Annotated in this window: 18 protein-coding genes; 4 read left to right on the plus strand and 14 right to left on the minus strand. The window is 37.9% G+C overall.

The features are described 5' to 3' along the window. Positions 1 to 33: 33 nt before the first annotated feature. Both NE638_RS11945 and NE638_RS11950 read right to left on the minus strand, forming a co-directional pair. Positions 34 to 387, minus strand: coding sequence for a hypothetical protein (locus NE638_RS11945; protein WP_173706634.1), 354 nt, complete (start codon positions 385 to 387; stop codon positions 34 to 36). A gap of 3 nt (positions 388 to 390) precedes the next feature. Next, positions 391 to 1335, minus strand: coding sequence for a ParM/StbA family protein (locus tag NE638_RS11950; RefSeq protein WP_173706633.1), 945 nt, complete (start codon positions 1333 to 1335; stop codon positions 391 to 393). A gap of 268 nt (positions 1336 to 1603) precedes the next feature. Between NE638_RS11950 and NE638_RS11955 the strand changes: the two genes are divergently transcribed. After that, the gene (locus NE638_RS11955; RefSeq protein ID WP_173706632.1) at positions 1604 to 2224 is read left to right on the plus strand and encodes a helix-turn-helix domain-containing protein; all 621 of its coding nucleotides are present in this window, start codon (positions 1604 to 1606) and stop codon (positions 2222 to 2224) included. A 74-nt stretch (positions 2225 to 2298) separates the two neighbouring features. Here NE638_RS11955 and gloA2 read toward each other — a convergent pair whose 3' ends face one another. Next, positions 2299 to 2676 (minus strand): SMU1112c/YaeR family gloxylase I-like metalloprotein, encoded by a 378-nt coding sequence (gene gloA2 / locus NE638_RS11960; protein ID WP_173706631.1) that lies wholly within the window; start codon positions 2674 to 2676, stop codon positions 2299 to 2301. 92 nt (positions 2677 to 2768) lie between these two features. After that, positions 2769 to 3254: a hypothetical protein gene (locus NE638_RS11965; protein ID WP_173706630.1), complete on the minus strand. Its 486-nt coding sequence runs from the start codon at positions 3252 to 3254 to the stop codon at positions 2769 to 2771. Between the two features lie 228 nt (positions 3255 to 3482). Between NE638_RS11965 and NE638_RS18250 the strand changes: the two genes are divergently transcribed. Beyond that, positions 3483 to 3659: a helix-turn-helix domain-containing protein gene (locus NE638_RS18250; protein ID WP_334298095.1), complete on the plus strand. Its 177-nt coding sequence runs from the start codon at positions 3483 to 3485 to the stop codon at positions 3657 to 3659. A gap of 127 nt (positions 3660 to 3786) precedes the next feature. Here the strand turns inward: NE638_RS18250 and NE638_RS18075 are convergent, their stop codons facing one another. From NE638_RS18075 to NE638_RS12010, 8 genes are all read right to left on the minus strand, one after another. Continuing rightward, positions 3787 to 3915, minus strand: coding sequence for a hypothetical protein (locus NE638_RS18075; protein WP_330597992.1), 129 nt, complete (start codon positions 3913 to 3915; stop codon positions 3787 to 3789). Between the two features lie 193 nt (positions 3916 to 4108). Continuing rightward, positions 4109 to 4543, minus strand: coding sequence for a helix-turn-helix domain-containing protein (locus NE638_RS11980; RefSeq protein ID WP_055052928.1), 435 nt, complete (start codon positions 4541 to 4543; stop codon positions 4109 to 4111). Then, complete coding sequence (locus NE638_RS11985; RefSeq protein WP_173706629.1) at positions 4540 to 4875, minus strand: DUF6050 family protein; 336 nt, start codon at positions 4873 to 4875, stop codon at positions 4540 to 4542. Before NE638_RS11985 ends, NE638_RS11980 begins: the two co-directional genes overlap by 4 nt. Further along, positions 4872 to 6476 (minus strand): recombinase family protein, encoded by a 1605-nt coding sequence (locus NE638_RS11990; protein WP_173706628.1) that lies wholly within the window; start codon positions 6474 to 6476, stop codon positions 4872 to 4874. The genes NE638_RS11985 and NE638_RS11990 overlap by 4 nt, the downstream gene beginning before the upstream one ends. After that, positions 6469 to 8148, minus strand: coding sequence for a recombinase family protein (locus tag NE638_RS11995; protein WP_173706627.1), 1680 nt, complete (start codon positions 8146 to 8148; stop codon positions 6469 to 6471). The genes NE638_RS11990 and NE638_RS11995 overlap by 8 nt, the downstream gene beginning before the upstream one ends. 2 nt (positions 8149 to 8150) lie before the next feature. Next, a complete protein-coding gene (locus NE638_RS12000; protein ID WP_173706626.1) occupies positions 8151 to 9653 on the minus strand; it encodes a recombinase family protein in 1503 nt (500 codons plus the stop codon). Next, the gene (locus NE638_RS12005) at positions 9641 to 11296 is read right to left on the minus strand and encodes a recombinase family protein (protein WP_173706625.1); all 1656 of its coding nucleotides are present in this window, start codon (positions 11294 to 11296) and stop codon (positions 9641 to 9643) included. The genes NE638_RS12000 and NE638_RS12005 overlap by 13 nt, the downstream gene beginning before the upstream one ends. Positions 11297 to 11466: 170 nt before the next feature. Further along, positions 11467 to 11727, minus strand: coding sequence for a DUF6870 family protein (locus NE638_RS12010; RefSeq protein ID WP_055056609.1), 261 nt, complete (start codon positions 11725 to 11727; stop codon positions 11467 to 11469). 375 nt (positions 11728 to 12102) lie between these two features. Between NE638_RS12010 and NE638_RS12015 the strand changes: the two genes are divergently transcribed. Both NE638_RS12015 and NE638_RS12020 read left to right on the plus strand, forming a co-directional pair. Continuing rightward, a complete protein-coding gene (locus NE638_RS12015; protein ID WP_173706624.1) occupies positions 12103 to 12480 on the plus strand; it encodes a plasmid mobilization protein in 378 nt (125 codons plus the stop codon). After that, positions 12467 to 14116 carry a relaxase/mobilization nuclease domain-containing protein gene (locus tag NE638_RS12020; RefSeq protein ID WP_173706623.1) on the plus strand — a complete coding sequence of 550 codons (1650 nt, stop codon included), beginning with the start codon at positions 12467 to 12469 and terminating at the stop codon, positions 14114 to 14116. The genes NE638_RS12015 and NE638_RS12020 overlap by 14 nt, the downstream gene beginning before the upstream one ends. A gap of 66 nt (positions 14117 to 14182) precedes the next feature. Here the strand turns inward: NE638_RS12020 and NE638_RS12025 are convergent, their stop codons facing one another. Both NE638_RS12025 and NE638_RS12030 read right to left on the minus strand, forming a co-directional pair. Then, entirely contained in the window at positions 14183 to 14362 is a 180-nt protein-coding gene (locus NE638_RS12025) for a hypothetical protein (RefSeq protein ID WP_118618564.1), read from the minus strand. A gap of 55 nt (positions 14363 to 14417) precedes the next feature. Continuing rightward, the gene (locus tag NE638_RS12030) at positions 14418 to 15056 is read right to left on the minus strand and encodes a DNA-directed RNA polymerase subunit alpha C-terminal domain-containing protein (RefSeq protein ID WP_173706622.1); all 639 of its coding nucleotides are present in this window, start codon (positions 15054 to 15056) and stop codon (positions 14418 to 14420) included. Positions 15057 to 15127: the final 71 nt, after the last annotated feature.

Genomic DNA, 15127 nt, shown 5'->3' on the forward strand with positions numbered 1-15127 from the left:
GAACATTCTTTTTCCTTTGTTCAGCGGTATCTTCTAAAATCCATTCTCAAATATCGACAACCCTGCCATCAGCATCCCTTCATCCATATCCAGTCCATCACTCTGCCTTTCTTCCATTACTTCCCCTGCATCTTCTTCAATGACTACACTCTTTTTTATCTGCTGTATAAAATCCGTATCCTGCAACAACTGCTGTTTTAATTCCTCCACACTGACATTTGCATTATTATAGGAAGAAACGGGTATATTTTCTTTATGCAGCCACGCATAAACCAGTTCTGTAATCAGTGCTGTTTTGCACCTTTTCTGTGATTTCAGATACCTTCCGATTTCTTTCTGCCGTTCATTATCTTCATTAAATATCAATACAACCCTTATCTCTCCCACGCATTACACCCCCTGTCTCTTCTGGATGTGTAATGCTGTCATTTTCTCATATCCTACCGCATTTGCCCGAATGTCCTCGATAAACTCTATATATTTAAAATCAGAAGATTTTTCAATCTGCTGTTTCAGTAACAGGCTACCTCCACCAAGAAATACTGCCGGATTAGTTCGGAAATCTGGTACATACGCATGGAGTTTATTGATAATTCTCTGCATCCAGTCTCCTGCCATTTTCTGAATCTCTCTTACCACTTCTTCATCCAGAATCGTTGCTTCCTGCATTAATACCTGCTCTACATCTGAGGACTCCAGATGAATACCGTAATTCTGCTGAATGGAATTAGAAATTTCTGAACGGAGAATTGCCATTCCAGATCTGTCACTGACACGAACTGACAAATCCGGCTGTCCTTTTCGGATTACCAGTAAATCTACGGTTCCGTCTCCAATATCAATGCAGTTGACCGTCCGGTACTGTCGGAACAGGCTTGCTTTATAGCACATGACTGCCGCAAAATTCTGAGGACTTACCAAAACATCTTTCAGGTAACAATTTACCGGCTTTCCATTGAATCGGAAAGAAATTCCATGTTTTGAATGTTCCGTAAAATATTTTTTGAATCCCGGAGCCTGCTGTCCAAAGTCTGCAGGCGGCAATCCAACTCCCAGTACAATATCTTTGCCGGATAAAGTGATTCCTCTTTCCTTTGCTTCCAAAGCCAGTGAAAACAAAGTTAGTATAAAGTAATCTTCATCCACTGTCTTATCTGCTTTGAATGGCATCCTTGTTTCTGATAACGTATAATACACACCGTTGTATTCCAGAATATCCTCATTCATAAATCGTCCTGGTTTAGAAGTATATCTTACCAGACCACATGGAAAGTTTACATGTACCCCTTTCATATTTCCGTTTCCATGATCAATTCCCATAATTATTTCTGCCATATCCTATTCCATCCTTTCCTGATCATCTTATACTTAACTGTTACTTAACTTCAAACCGTTTGACTTTCTGCATCTTTTTTCATATTTCTTATGACAGTTATGTATAAGTTTACTTGTACTTTTGTGTCTGTTATGTAAGTTATGTGTTACTTTTGTATCTGTTATCATTATATATGTCACATTTGTATCTGTCAATATTTTTATCAAAACTTTTGTGGCACTTTCGTTTAAAAATGTGATATACTTTTGCTATTGGAGGACTTTGCCTATGAATACAGGAGAAATAATCAAGTATTTTCGTCTGGCTCGTAACATGACACAGGAACAACTTGCACAGGATGCCGAGATCAGTTTCAGTACACTCCGCAAATACGAAGCCAATGAACGTAATCCGAAATATGAACAACTTTCAAAAATTGCAGATGCGTTAGGTATCAGTGTAAATCTCTTTATGGATTTTGAAATTCAGTCTGTATCCGATCTGTTTTCTATTCTGTTCCAAATGGAGGGACAGGCAGATTTAGAAATTGCAACCTCAAAGGATTTGGCGGACCTATCTGAAGATACTCTTTTTCTGCATTTTAAAAATGGATACATCAATCACATATTAAGCAATTACCATGCTTCTGTTGAAAGTATCCAGGACATGGATGTTCAATATCGTAAAAAAGCTCTATCAGAAATCCAGAACAGATTATTGGATGACAATAGCAGTATCCATACTGACAGTCCTGCTTTATCTGCAGATTCCGATAAACCTGCACTTTCTCTTTCTTCTGCTGATCAGACTTGGTTTGAATTATCCTCTGACTGTTCTGATGAAGAAAAAGAACAAATGATAAAAGCTGCTGCCTTTATAAAAAACTGTCTACGACATTCCGATAAATAAATCTTTGCACAAAAAAGACAGATGTGGGAATATTTCATTACCTGCATCTGTCTCTTTCTATCCTATGCTTTTTTCTACTCATGAATTTCCAATGGCAGTCCATCCGGATCATGGAAAAATGTCATTTTCTTTCCTGTGTAATCATCCAAACGTACCGGCTCTGTTTCAATTCCTTTCCTATTCAATTCTTTTACTGTATCATCTACATTCACAACTTTAAATGCCAGATGGCGTAATCCCAATGCTTCCGGATAATTTACACGAGCTGGAGCATTTTTTATGATGAAAAGTTCTATTTCCTGCGGTCCACATGCCAGATCAATCTTGTAATCATCACGTTCTTTTCGATAATTCTCTCTGATCACCTTAAATCCAAGAAGATTCACATAAAAATGTTTTGATTTTTCATAATCGCTTCCAATGATTGCAATATGATGAATGGTATCGAACATAACTCTCTCCTCCGTTTTTCATATGTTGATATATATTTTTCTCACATTTTATCACAGTAACGATATATGTGGAATAGTCATTTCATCTTCATTTACTTTTTTAACTTTTCTGCCAGTTCAAACCAAAATTCCAATTCAACGACATCTTTTTCTCCATGTTTTTTGCTGCCAATACCTACCCAGTCCGCTTCATTTAACAAATTCTTCATTGTTTCCTTATCTTCCAGTGCTGATTCACCATCACTCAGCAACCAGATATATCCCGTCTGCATTTTAATAAGTGCAGACATGTCTGGAAATGTCTGAATCTTAATATTACATCCTGAGATTTTTGAAAACTGTATTGCCCGTTCTGACAGATATATAAATCTCTGATATTTTACAGGATTGATGATCTGATATTCTTCTTTCTTTTTACGCTCTGCTTTTTCCATAATCGTTCTTGCTTCCTGGAATAATTTTTGATGTTCTTTTTCCCTTTCCTCTACCGAAAGTGACTGTTCATGCTCATCCTGTTCCTTCTTCATCTGCTCATACATTTCTGTCTGTTCATCGTAGTAAAACTTTTCAATATTCACTTATATAACTCTCCTCCCACATGCACCCATCAATCAATTCTTACATTACCCGACTTTATTTTCCTTTATTTTACATATCCCTCAACCAAATTATATCTCTTATGGTGAAGATGTCCACCATATTTTTTATTTTATTCGACAATTATAATTAAAATTAATGGTATTTTATGCCAAAAAGCAAAGAAAGGCGGGGATACCTTGATTGACTATAGTCCATTATGGGAAACCATGAAAAAACGCCACATTTCCCAATATGCCCTGATTAACAAAGGAATTGACAAGCACACCCTCGATCAGCTCCGGAAAAATCAGAACATCACAATCCTTACCGTTGAAAAACTGTGCAATATTCTTAACTGTACACCCAATGATGTGTTCGCTTTTAAAGATGAAAAAGATTTGTAATACCGTCATAGTATAGCAATATTTCTATGGCGGTATTTCTGTATATAGCAGGGCAGAGAAAAACCGCAGGTGAAAATTCCTGCGGTTTCTATTTTCTAAGCTGTATCGGTATTAAACTGCCTTACAATTATGCACTTTTCTTCTCTGAAGCTATCTTTTCGACTTCCTCTATGGTTAGCTCTGTGTATGCTGCAATATCTTCATAACTGAGTTTGCCACCATCCAGCATTAAACGGGCTATATGGACTGCTTTCATTTCTCATATCTTCCATCGCTTTACACATTACCGCCACCCCTTTCTCATCTTCTTTAAAATAATGCACACGGTCAGCCAGAACTTCATAATACATATCTTTCGTATTTGTACAGGCAAAATCATGCATAAGTTTTCCCAGTGCTGTTTCATCCTTTATCTGTGAATTCACATATATGATATATAATATATAATATTACGCATGATTTCTGCAATATTTCCACTGCATATATTCATCTTCGGAAATCATTCCCTGCTTTTTCTTTCCTCTAATAGTTCCCCACTGATAAAGGAATTCATTGATTTTCTTATTCTGCAGATTGATCACGACCTCGCCTGTCCTTCCGTTCCTCTCCAGTTTCATTTCTGGAAAGTAATCTTCCAGCACAAGAAGCCTATATATCATATCTTCTTCCCTATAACCGGTCGGAATGGAAATGTTTCTCGGATCTACATCAAGGACTACTGCCATTTTATGCAGCATTTCCTTTCTCGGTGTTCTATTGTCAGTTTCATATTGTGCCATTCTTGGACTTGCACTTTCTTCTCCGATTCCAATTGCAATTCCAAGTTCTTTCTGTGTCATTCCTCTAAATTTCCGTATTCTTTTAATATTTTCACCTGTACTCATAGCCTGCTTTTCTCCTTTCGCAGCAAACAGCTTATTGGAAATGCGATTACATACCATACTGCCCTGATTGCAATTCCAATCGCAATAATAAAACCAAATACAGCTCCGATTATCGCACACAAGGCTACCATTCCTATCGTTCCAGATAAATCCCAATGCCACGGAATGATGAAAAACATATATGGGATTCCTACCGGAACACCATATACCAACATCAGCCGAAACCAGTCAATTTCTCCATCTACCAGATACAGATACTTTCCAAGCCATCCGATCAATGCCAGCACAGCTATCATCAATACCCCTTTATACATAAAATTTTTAAATGTCATGCACCCTTCGCCCCTTCCATATATTCTGAGATCACCTTTTGTAAAACATCATCAAATCTTAAAATTACTTCAATCCGTTTTTTATCATACACATACACCGTATCTATCATCGTATCTATAATCTCTTTGGTCAGCTTTCCTCTTTCTATCTGTACCTCCAACTGTTGGACTGCTGTTCTTATCCGGCTTCTGTATCGTTCTTCTTCAATGATCACACTGGCAAGTGCTTTTTGTTCGGATTGTATTTTTTCGATTTTTTCTGTCAGTTGTTTCTTCACTGTTATATATTTTTCTCTGCTAAGTACACCTTCTGCATAAGCTTCATACTGATGAATACGTTCATTTTTTAATTTTTCCAGTTCCGATTCCAACACCCTTTGTTGTTTTTTCCCTGTAAAACTATTATCCGTATATTTTTCTTCGGATTCTCTTTGCACTGAATCCAATATCCTTAGTATCCTTTTTAAAGAATACCAGATATGTCCCTCTATCACAGATACCGGATATACATCTTCAGAACAATGGGAATATCTTCCTGCCTGAGCTTTATGGGGACAATATACTTTCGGATGAATACCGCCATCTGTATAAGCTAATGCCCTGTGGCAGTTTCCACACCGTACTTTTCCTTTCAGAAGAAAGTCTTTCGCACCACGATATTCTGGCTTTGTCATAAACATAATAGATGCACTTGCCACTTCATACTCTTCTTCCGTAATGATTGCCGGATTGATATTCTTCCGTATAATGACATCTCGTTCTGCTGTCTTTCTTGTTACTTTACTTCCAACCGCTACTGTATGCCGCCTTCCCATAACTAAAGCACCTGTGTACTCAAACCTTCCAAGAATTGTACGGATCATCCCGGTATCCCAAACAACTTCCTTATCTGGCATTTTATAATTCCCCTGCCGCAGCAATCCGTTCATCTGATTATATTTTCCAGGTGTCGGCACCTTCTGCTCGTTCATGTAATAGCAAATCTGAGAAGTATTGCAGCCTTCCATCGCTTTATCAAATATCATACGGACATATTTACCCGCTACCGGATCTATTTTCCAGCATCCATGCTCTTCATCTTTTAAATAACCAAATGGAGGTTTCGAGCCTGTCCATTTTCCATTCTTCCATTTCACCTTCAAGGCACTCTTTAACTTTTTGGATATATCCTTGCTGTAAAGATTGTTGACAAGATTATTGATTGCCATATCTAATCCCATCGTTCTTCCTATGTACTCTTTACTGTCATAATTATTGTTTAATGAAATAAAGCGGATTCCCAGGAGTGGGAACACTTGCTCCAGATAATCTCCAACTCCAATATAATCTCTCCCAAATCGTGAAAAGTCTTTTACAATGACGGTATCTATTTTTCCTGCCTTCGCATCTTCTATCATTTTCTTAAATGCCGGACGTTCAAAATTCGTTCCGGAATACCCATCATCCACATATTCTATGTATTCATCACTCATGTCCTCTCTGTCAGTGATAAAATTGACAAGAAGTGATCTCTGGTTGTCAATGCTGTTGCTTTCATCTTTATTTTCTTTCCTTAAATCTCCATCTGCTATAGAGAGTCTTAAATACAATCCATTAGCCAATCTGAACACCTTCCATTTCTTCTGCTATCTGCTGGAATTCATCCTTACATTTGAAGCACACATGGATACTCCCATTTGCATATACTTCTATATATTCCACCAGTTCTTGTACAAGTGCCTCATTATATTCTCTTTTATCCAGATATTTTTCCATATGATTTACCATATCCATATATCGGTTTGCTTTCTTTTCCAAGATCCTTTGATTCTGTTCTTGTACCTGAAGCTCTTCCCGGAGATTTTGGAGTTCCCCTATATAGCGTTCCTTCATCATATCAAAATCATCTTTATCCACAACACCTGCTACATAATCTTCATATAGTCTTGTATTGCGTTCTTCCGTCTGTGCGATCTTACGCTCCAATGTCCTTACCTTTGCCGCTGCTTTATAAAAAATATTGTTTTCTTTTGTTGCACTTTTCATTTTCTGCAAAAGCAATTTTCTGTCACACATACTCTTGATCAAAATCTGGATCTGATCCATCACAAGGATCTTGAGTAAGTTTCCTTCTATCAAATTTCTGGAACATTGTTCATTCCCACAATAGTAATCGCTTCCCATTTTTTCATTGGTTGTATAATTATGAGTATATCGTCTGAAATACATAACGTTCCCACACTCGCCACATCGGACCATTCCCGGAAAACTATCCTGATACTTTTCTCTGTCCTTCATACATCTGGACTGGCGTTTCTTCGTTACCTTATGAATCTCTTCTCTGCTTTCCTGCAATTCCTCATAATCATCCCTCGCAACCAGCGGAGTATGCATATCTTTCTGCACATCCCACTCTTCTGGTACTGTACGATACTGTTTCACTCCTTTGTACAAAGATTGTTTCAATTTTCCTGTGACAATATCTCCTGTATAGGTTGGATTTTCTAATATTTTTCTGACAGTTCCTCCATTCCACTTTGTCTCCTCAAGTGGCACTCTTGCTATCTTTCTTTTTTCTTTCTGTCCGGGTGTCGCAATTCCCAACAGGTTCAGCCTGTCAGCAATTTCTCTCTTACTGACTCCCAGCAATGTCCATTGGAATATCATACGCACAACCGGGGCAACCGTTTCATCTACGACCTGTCTTGTTTTATCCTCAGAACGGACATAGCCAAATGCAACCTTAGATAACGTGATATTTCCGTTCCGCTTTTGTGCTTCCTTTGCCGCCAGGATTTTTTTAGACATATCCTTTGCATACATGGCATTTACCATGTTTTTGATGGGAACACTTATATTTTCCCTGTCCTCTTTTCTAGAGCTATCATAATCATCTGTAATCGCAATAAAGCGTACATTTAACTTTGGCAATATAGTCTCCAGGTAATATCCTGTTTCCAGATAGTCTCTGCCGAATCTGGATAAATCTTTTACAACGATACATTGCACCTTTCCAGAACGAACATCTTCCATTAATCTCATAAATCCGGGACGTTCAAAATTTGTGCCTGTAAATCCATTATCAATGTATACCTCTTCCAGTCTCAGATCCGGATGCTCTTCTATAAATCTTTCTACAAGCATCTGCTGCACAACTAATGTTTCATCCGTTTCATTTCCTCCGTTTTCAACAGACAGACGAATATACGCAGCCGTATCCAGTAAGTTTTCTTTTTTGACAACCGTTTGTATATTAGATTCTACGTTTCTGTTTTTTCTGCTCTTTCTTGCCATCCCTATTCCTCCATCCATTCTGATGGAAAGTATTTTTTCCATTCCTGCTTGGATAAACATACCTGCACTTCTTTAAAATCTCTTATCAATACTTTCTCAATCCATTTATTGATATGCTCTGGCTGTAGTTCTTTCGGAAGATTTTCTTTCTTAAAAGTCTCTAACCATTCATTTTTATTGCTATATGCCTTTTCTATAACGGATACCTCTTTCATAAGTTCACTGAAATCTCCATCATACATACGAAGCTGATCCCGTATTTCTTCTTTTCCCACCAGATATTCTTCTTCATTGATTTTTCCTGTCTGGTAGTTCTGATATAATGGAATACGCTCTTTTTCCACTTGCTCCATCTCTTCAAAGATTGTCCACGCTCTTTGTGAATACTGCTTCAACCATTCATATTTTTCTGATTCTGCTTCTCTGGCTGATAGTTTCTTTTTTATCTGTTCTGCCAGTTCCATTTCTCTTTGTATAGCTTTTCTTACTTCAGCAATCACGGTTTCAAAAGAAATGTAGGTACTTTTATCTCTTGGAAGCTGATTCGTCCCACTTGCGAAAAGAAAAACCGTTTCCCCCGTTTTAAAATTTCTCTGTGATATTTTTCTTCCTGTCTCGGCATCAAATATCTTTTTTACAAATAATCCATTTTTACCTGGTCTTGTTTTTCTTGGCTTCTTTCTCTTATCGAGAATCTCCTGCACTTTTTCAAACATGCCTTCTTCCAAAATAGGAGCTATAGGAAGTGTACAAATTTTTTTGTTGATCGTCTTTTGCCAATAACCAGCATACGCTGTGCATCTAAGGATTCTCTTTACAGAGCAGAATAACCATTTATTGTCATATGTCGGCCATACCTTATGACCGACTCGTGCATTATGCACCATCGGAGATTCTATTCCACTGTCATTTAAAATTTTCACTATATTTGCAATCGGCATACCATCTAATACCATCTGAAAGATCTCCCGCACAACAACTGCCGCTTCTTCATCAATAAGCAATTCCCTGCGGTCATCAGAAAGAATGTATCCATACTTTTCATCATGCACGGTATAAAGTCCCTCCAGCTGTTCTCTGACTGCATACTCTCTCATGCCTTTTAACTGAACTGCCGCATACCTAGCTTTCTTTATATATTCATATAATTCTTCTTTCGTTTTTCCAATGCTGATAAATTCGTCCTGTACAACTGCAAAATGTATTCCTGCCGGGACAAATGTTTTTACTAAGACATCATCTGCACAGGATATTGTCCTTCCGCATCTGTCAATGCTGTCTACAACTACCATATCAAATTTGCGGTTGATCCCATCTTTTGTCAGTTCTTCAAAAACTGTGTTCTCTTCTGTATCTTTTTTTCTGTCGCAATACTTTGCAGATAATGTCCATCCCTGTTTTTTCAAGTATTCCTGTATATGCTGGTCCTGCTGTTTTATAATATCCGCCGGAATCTTTCCGTCCTCTTTACAGGAAGTCGTTCTGGTATAACTTACGCACCGCATACAAATTCTCCTTTCCGTTCCTTCCGCTCACGTATGATCTGCACTGCTTCTATCATTTCCTGCATCTCGTCACTATACTTGAACTGAATCTCAATCTGCTCCTTGCTGTATACAATGATCTGCTCTATCAATGTAACAACTGCTTTCCGGTCAAGGCTTTGGATATTTTTATATTTTTTGAAATCCTCTATCCATGGGTGCATCCGTTTTTCTTCCGCAGATAACTTTTCTTTCTTCTCTTCCGTTTCCTGTTTCGCCTTTTCTGCTTTCTGCATCTTCTCTGTGAATCTCTGATTATATTCATGGTACTCTTCTCTGCTGACAATACCGTCTACCATATCCTGATACAATCTCGCCTTTAAGTCTTTATATCTTTCCACTTCCTCATAAAGTGCCATTAACTGCTGTTCTAAAGACCGGCTCTCCACTTTCTTGTAAGTATCCATTCCATTTTTCTTGATAATCTCTTCTGCTTCGGTCAATAATGCAATCTGCTTTTTTACAGAATCCAGGACAACTTCATAAATCATTTTTTCACTGATCAGATGGGAACTGCATCCTTCTTTGTTCTTATAAGTGGAGCAATGATAATAACAGTATTTTTTCCCTTTCTTCGTTGTGCTTCGCTTGACCATGTTCTCACCACAGTCCCCACAACGTACAAATCCAGAAAACAAATAGACGGATTTTCTTTTCGGAGCGATCCGGGTATCTATTTCCAACAGACTTTGTACATATTGAAAACTCTCTTCTGGAATGATTGCTTCATGTGTATTTTCTACACGAATCCAGTTTTCTCTTGCGATAGGAGAACTTTTCTTCACCTTATAATTGATCTTTCGGTTTTTGCCCTGAACCATTGTGCCTATGTAAAGTTCATTCTGCAAAATACGGTTGATGGAAGTGACTGCCCATTTAGGATCAGAACCGGAACGGAATCCGCTGTTATAATTCATCCCCCGGCTTCTCTTATATTCCAATGGCGGCAAAACTCCCATTTCATTTAACCGGGCTGCTATTCTTTGTGAACTGTACCCATCTATTTTCAGATTAAAAATAAGCCGTACAATATCTGCCGCATATTCATCAACAATAAGATGGTTCTTATCTTCTGGATCTTTTAAGTATCCATAAGCTGCAAAGTTACCAATAAACTGCCCGTTTTTCCTTTTTACATCTAACTGACTTCGGATTTTAATTGAGATGTCCCTGCAATAAGCATCATTGATAAGATTCTTAAACGGGACAATGATCTGATCTGCATCATCCGATCCTGTAGCACTGTCATAATGGTCTGTGATTGCGATGAACCGTACACCCATAAATGGAAAGATTTTTTCCAGATACCTTCCTGTTTCAATGTAGTTTCTTCCCAATCTGGATAAATCTTTTACGATGATACAGTTGATCTTCTTCCTTTTCACATCCTCAAGCATCCTTTGAAATGCCGGACGGTCAAAGTTCGTTCCACTGTATCCATCGTCGATATATTCCTCGACCAGCTGAATCTCTTTGTGCTGTTTTACAAAATCGTTAATGAGACTTCTTTGATTGCGGATGCTGTCACTCTCCAGTTTGTCTCCATCCTCTCTGGATAACCGGAGATAATCCGCTGCTAAAATAGACTTTTGATTGAAATACATAAAGCCATCAACCTCCTACTTTACTCGCTCTGTGGCGGTGTAAACCAAGAAATTCACGGCTCCTTGAATGCTTTTAAATTTTGACCCACATCCATATTAACATAACTTCTGGATTACTACCATACCTTTTTCTTTCTTTTTTCGATTATTTTTTCTGGACGATTTTTCTTTTACATGGAGATACATCTGCTCAGGCTTTCTTCCAGAGAGCATTTTCCTGCAAAGCTGATCTTCACAACTATCCCATGTGATTTATAGCAATACGGATTTTTAATCTGCTTGATATAATCTGCAATCCTTTCTGCCTGCGGTAATTCTTCATGAATCTCCACATCATCCAGCTCTGCTAACGTACTTTTATCTACGGTACGGATGTCCACTGCTGCCATTTCCTGCAATTCTTCCAGTGTAGGCATTTCTATATTTTTCATCTGACTACCTCCTGTGATCTCTCTTTTTCTACTAATCACAGCTGGCAGAGGGCAAAATGTCAGATGAATTTTCACTTTTTTTATTTTTTTACATTTTTACCTGTCTTTTTGATGTCTCCCACGCATGATTATGGGAAGGGATTCTCTCTTAGAGCAAGTTTCGCAATGTAGCACAATAACCCCTTCCGGGGTTACTGGCCACTTGCAACTTGATGGGGATTTCGTTTCCCCATACCCTCGACCGCAATCAAAGATATGCGTATTGGTTCCCATTGCCATGGTCACAGCGTGATGATTCTTCATCACTTGTTTTCACAGCAAGCTGTAAAATTTTCTCTTTCCCGTGCGGAGCCTTTATGCAGAAAGGAGCATTTAATGACAAGACCAAAAAAAGATGAATCACTTACCAAGACCAAAGACGTTCACCTGCGTATGAGCGAAACAGAATATGAGATTCTTTTTGGAAGAGCCACTGCATCCAACATGACTGTTTCTGATTTTATACGCAATGCTTTGGATAAGCAGAATGTTATTATCAAATATGAAATTACTGCAGATGTCAAAGAAATAAAAAAGCTGATTGGTGAATTTGGAAAAATAGGAGGCAACCTCAATCAGATTGCCCGATATTTTAATCAAGGTGGAATTATCTCCTCAGAAATGAGAACAGAAATAAAAAAATCTCTCCGGGATATTTATGAAATGAAATATGAAGTGATGAGAATGGCAGGTGATTTCCGTGGCAGTGATTAAACATATCGCAAGCAAAAATGCTGACTATGGAGAATCCGAACGGTATCTCATCTTTCAGCATAATGAATACACCCAAAAGCCAATCCTCGATGATGAGGGGTATATGATATTACGAGATGAATATTACCTGGATGGTCTGAACTGTGATCCGTTTACTTTTGCATCTGAATGTCAGGAACTAAACAGCTACTACCATAAAAATAAAAATTTCAATGAGATCAAGTCTCATCATTACATTATCAGCTTTGACCCAAAAGACAGAGATGAATGTGGACTGACTGGTGAACGGGCACAACAGCTTGGACTGACTTTTGCAAAGAAGAACTTTCCCGGTCATCAGGCTTTAGTTTGTACTCATACAGACGGTCATAATGAAAGCGGCAATATCCATGTGCATATTGTGATCAACAGCCTTCGGAAATATGACGTACCCCAAGAACCCTATATGGAATTTGACTGTGAATCAAAAGCCGGATATAAACACCACCTAAGCATAGCCTACCTTGCTCACTTAAAACAAGATGTTATGGACATGTGTCAGAAAGAGGGCCTGCATCAAGTTGACTTGCTCTCTCCTGCTGAAAGAAAAATCACGGAAAAAGAATACTGGGCACAGCGTCGTGGACAGGAAACACTTGATAAGCTCAACCAGAAAATGCTTGAAGATGGTATCACACCAAAAGAGACTCGCTATCAAACAGAGAAACAGTTTCTCCGGGATGCTATTGATGATGCTGCAAGCACCGCCAAGTCACCAGAAGAGTTTGCACAAATCCTCGATAAAAAATATCATATCATCTTCAAAATCAGCAGAAACCGGTACAGCTATCTTCATCCAGGCAGAAAAAAATATATCACTGGACGAAATCTCGGAACACGATATGAAGAGGATTTTCTATTACAGACATTTAAGGAAAATGAAAAATCACTCTCTGATAGGAAAATGAAAATTGAAGAACCACAAGTTCCAAACACTGTGAAAGATTTGCAGACAGCACTTTCTCCTGATGCTTCCGATATTCCTGTACCGTTCATTTTCATAAAATCAGATCTCCGACTTGTGATAGATTTACAGACCTGTATCAAAGCACAGCAGAGTGAAGCCTATGCCCAAAAGGTCAAACTCTCTAATTTAAAGCAGATGGCTCAGACTGTTGCCTACATCCAGGAACACGGTTATGACTCTCTTGAAGATTTCCATACTGCACTTGACCAGGCATCCGATCAGACCAGTGCCGCCAGAAAATCTTTAAAGGATACAGAGCAACAACTTAAAGATGTGAATGAGCAAATACATTTTACCGGACAGTACCTTGCATATAAAAACGTATATGCCGACTACCGTAAAAGCCGCAATAAGGATAAATTCTACGAAGAACACCGGGCAGAACTTTCCCTTTACGATACAGCTCTCCGAACACTGAAAGAAAAATCCAATGGAAATAAGCTGCCTTCCATGAAAGCCCTTTATGCCGAAAAAGACCGGCTTACTAAATTGCTAGATACACAACGGGAAGATTTTTCTAACCGCCGGGATTATGAACAGGAACTTCATACTGTTTCTGCTAATATTGATATGATTCTTGGGAAGAGTCACAAGCAGGAACAGAAGATTGAGAAAGAACAGAATTTATAATTGCTTCCAAAAAAATAGCACAAAATCTTTTTTGAGATAATGTGCTATTTTTTCAATACTTTTTTACTATAATAAATCTTTTTCTTTAATCATTTTCTCATATTCATCAATCGCCTGCGTCAAATTACTACAAGAGCGTTCAATCTCAGTTGCTAAATTAGAATATGCACCAACAGAAGAGACATGTGAATACAACTCATTAACAATTTCTCTCAAATCTTTAATGTTCTTTTCATATAAATTCATAGAATGCTTCCTCCTTTTTACAACTTTGGTTTTTATCATAACATTTTCCCCAATATCATTCAATATTACGAACCGATTTTTTTATTTTTCTAACACTGGCATAACTATCATCTGCCAGCCCCAATGACTCCATTTTCTGCACAATTTCTCTTTGTGACAGTTTCCCTATATTTGAAAAACTCTGAATCCAGTTAGGCAATCTCAATTCATCCAGCAAATCACCTACAGTATCCACATCGTGTCTCTTTAGTGCATTATATATTCGTGTATTAAATTTCAGAAATGAGATTGGCTCTTCTAAAATGTTCTCTGGCAAATCTGGATGTAATCTTTTAGCATTTTCTATACTTCGTTCTCTCTGCACAACTAAATTTCTATTGTAATTCTCAAGCCCTTCCACAACATATATTACATACTGCGGTTTTGCCAAGTATTTTACTCCCATCAAAATCATTCTATGAACTCTATCCGCTTCCAAATCCATTCTTTCAGCAATTTTCTTTTCTGAAAGTCTTTCTTTGTATCTAAGTCGAATCACAGTTTCATATTCCTCTGGAAAACATGACAGAGCAAACTCTAATCCTGCTTCCTGATCTGGTAACAATTTCAGAATCCTGTTATCCTTTAATTCCTTACTCCTCTGCACAACTGCATCCCACAGATTTTCTGGATACTCATATTTTTTCTTACTCATATATGTTACCTCCAAAATCATTTTCTACTAATCATGCATGGCAACATATAAAAGGTCATAAAATTTATAAA

The sequence above is a fragment of the Blautia sp. MSK.18.38 genome, assembly GCF_024460535.1.
In the GTDB taxonomy this organism is placed as follows: Bacteria; Bacillota; Clostridia; order Lachnospirales; family Lachnospiraceae; genus Blautia_A; species Blautia_A fusiformis.

Coding starts and splice junctions, on each gene's coding strand:
- NE638_RS11950 (WP_173706633.1), bottom strand. CDS start 1,335: ATGGCAGAAATAATTATGGGAATTGATCATGGAAACGGAAATATGAAA.
- NE638_RS11955 (WP_173706632.1), top strand. CDS start 1,604: ATGAATACAGGAGAAATAATCAAGTATTTTCGTCTGGCTCGTAACATG.
- gloA2 (WP_173706631.1), bottom strand. CDS start 2,676: ATGTTCGATACCATTCATCATATTGCAATCATTGGAAGCGATTATGAA.
- NE638_RS18250 (WP_334298095.1), top strand. CDS start 3,483: ATGAAAAAACGCCACATTTCCCAATATGCCCTGATTAACAAAGGAATT.
- NE638_RS18075 (WP_330597992.1), bottom strand. CDS start 3,915: ATGAAAGCAGTCCATATAGCCCGTTTAATGCTGGATGGTGGCAAACTC.
- NE638_RS11980 (WP_055052928.1), bottom strand. CDS start 4,543: ATGAGTACAGGTGAAAATATTAAAAGAATACGGAAATTTAGAGGAATG.
- NE638_RS11985 (WP_173706629.1), bottom strand. CDS start 4,875: ATGACATTTAAAAATTTTATGTATAAAGGGGTATTGATGATAGCTGTG.
- NE638_RS11995 (WP_173706627.1), bottom strand. CDS start 8,148: ATGGCAAGAAAGAGCAGAAAAAACAGAAACGTAGAATCTAATATACAA.
- NE638_RS12000 (WP_173706626.1), bottom strand. CDS start 9,653: ATGCGGTGCGTAAGTTATACCAGAACGACTTCCTGTAAAGAGGACGGA.
- NE638_RS12005 (WP_173706625.1), bottom strand. CDS start 11,296: ATGTATTTCAATCAAAAGTCTATTTTAGCAGCGGATTATCTCCGGTTA.
- NE638_RS12010 (WP_055056609.1), bottom strand. CDS start 11,727: ATGAAAAATATAGAAATGCCTACACTGGAAGAATTGCAGGAAATGGCA.
- NE638_RS12015 (WP_173706624.1), top strand. CDS start 12,103: ATGACAAGACCAAAAAAAGATGAATCACTTACCAAGACCAAAGACGTT.
- NE638_RS12025 (WP_118618564.1), bottom strand. CDS start 14,362: ATGAATTTATATGAAAAGAACATTAAAGATTTGAGAGAAATTGTTAAT.
- NE638_RS12030 (WP_173706622.1), bottom strand. CDS start 15,056: ATGAGTAAGAAAAAATATGAGTATCCAGAAAATCTGTGGGATGCAGTT.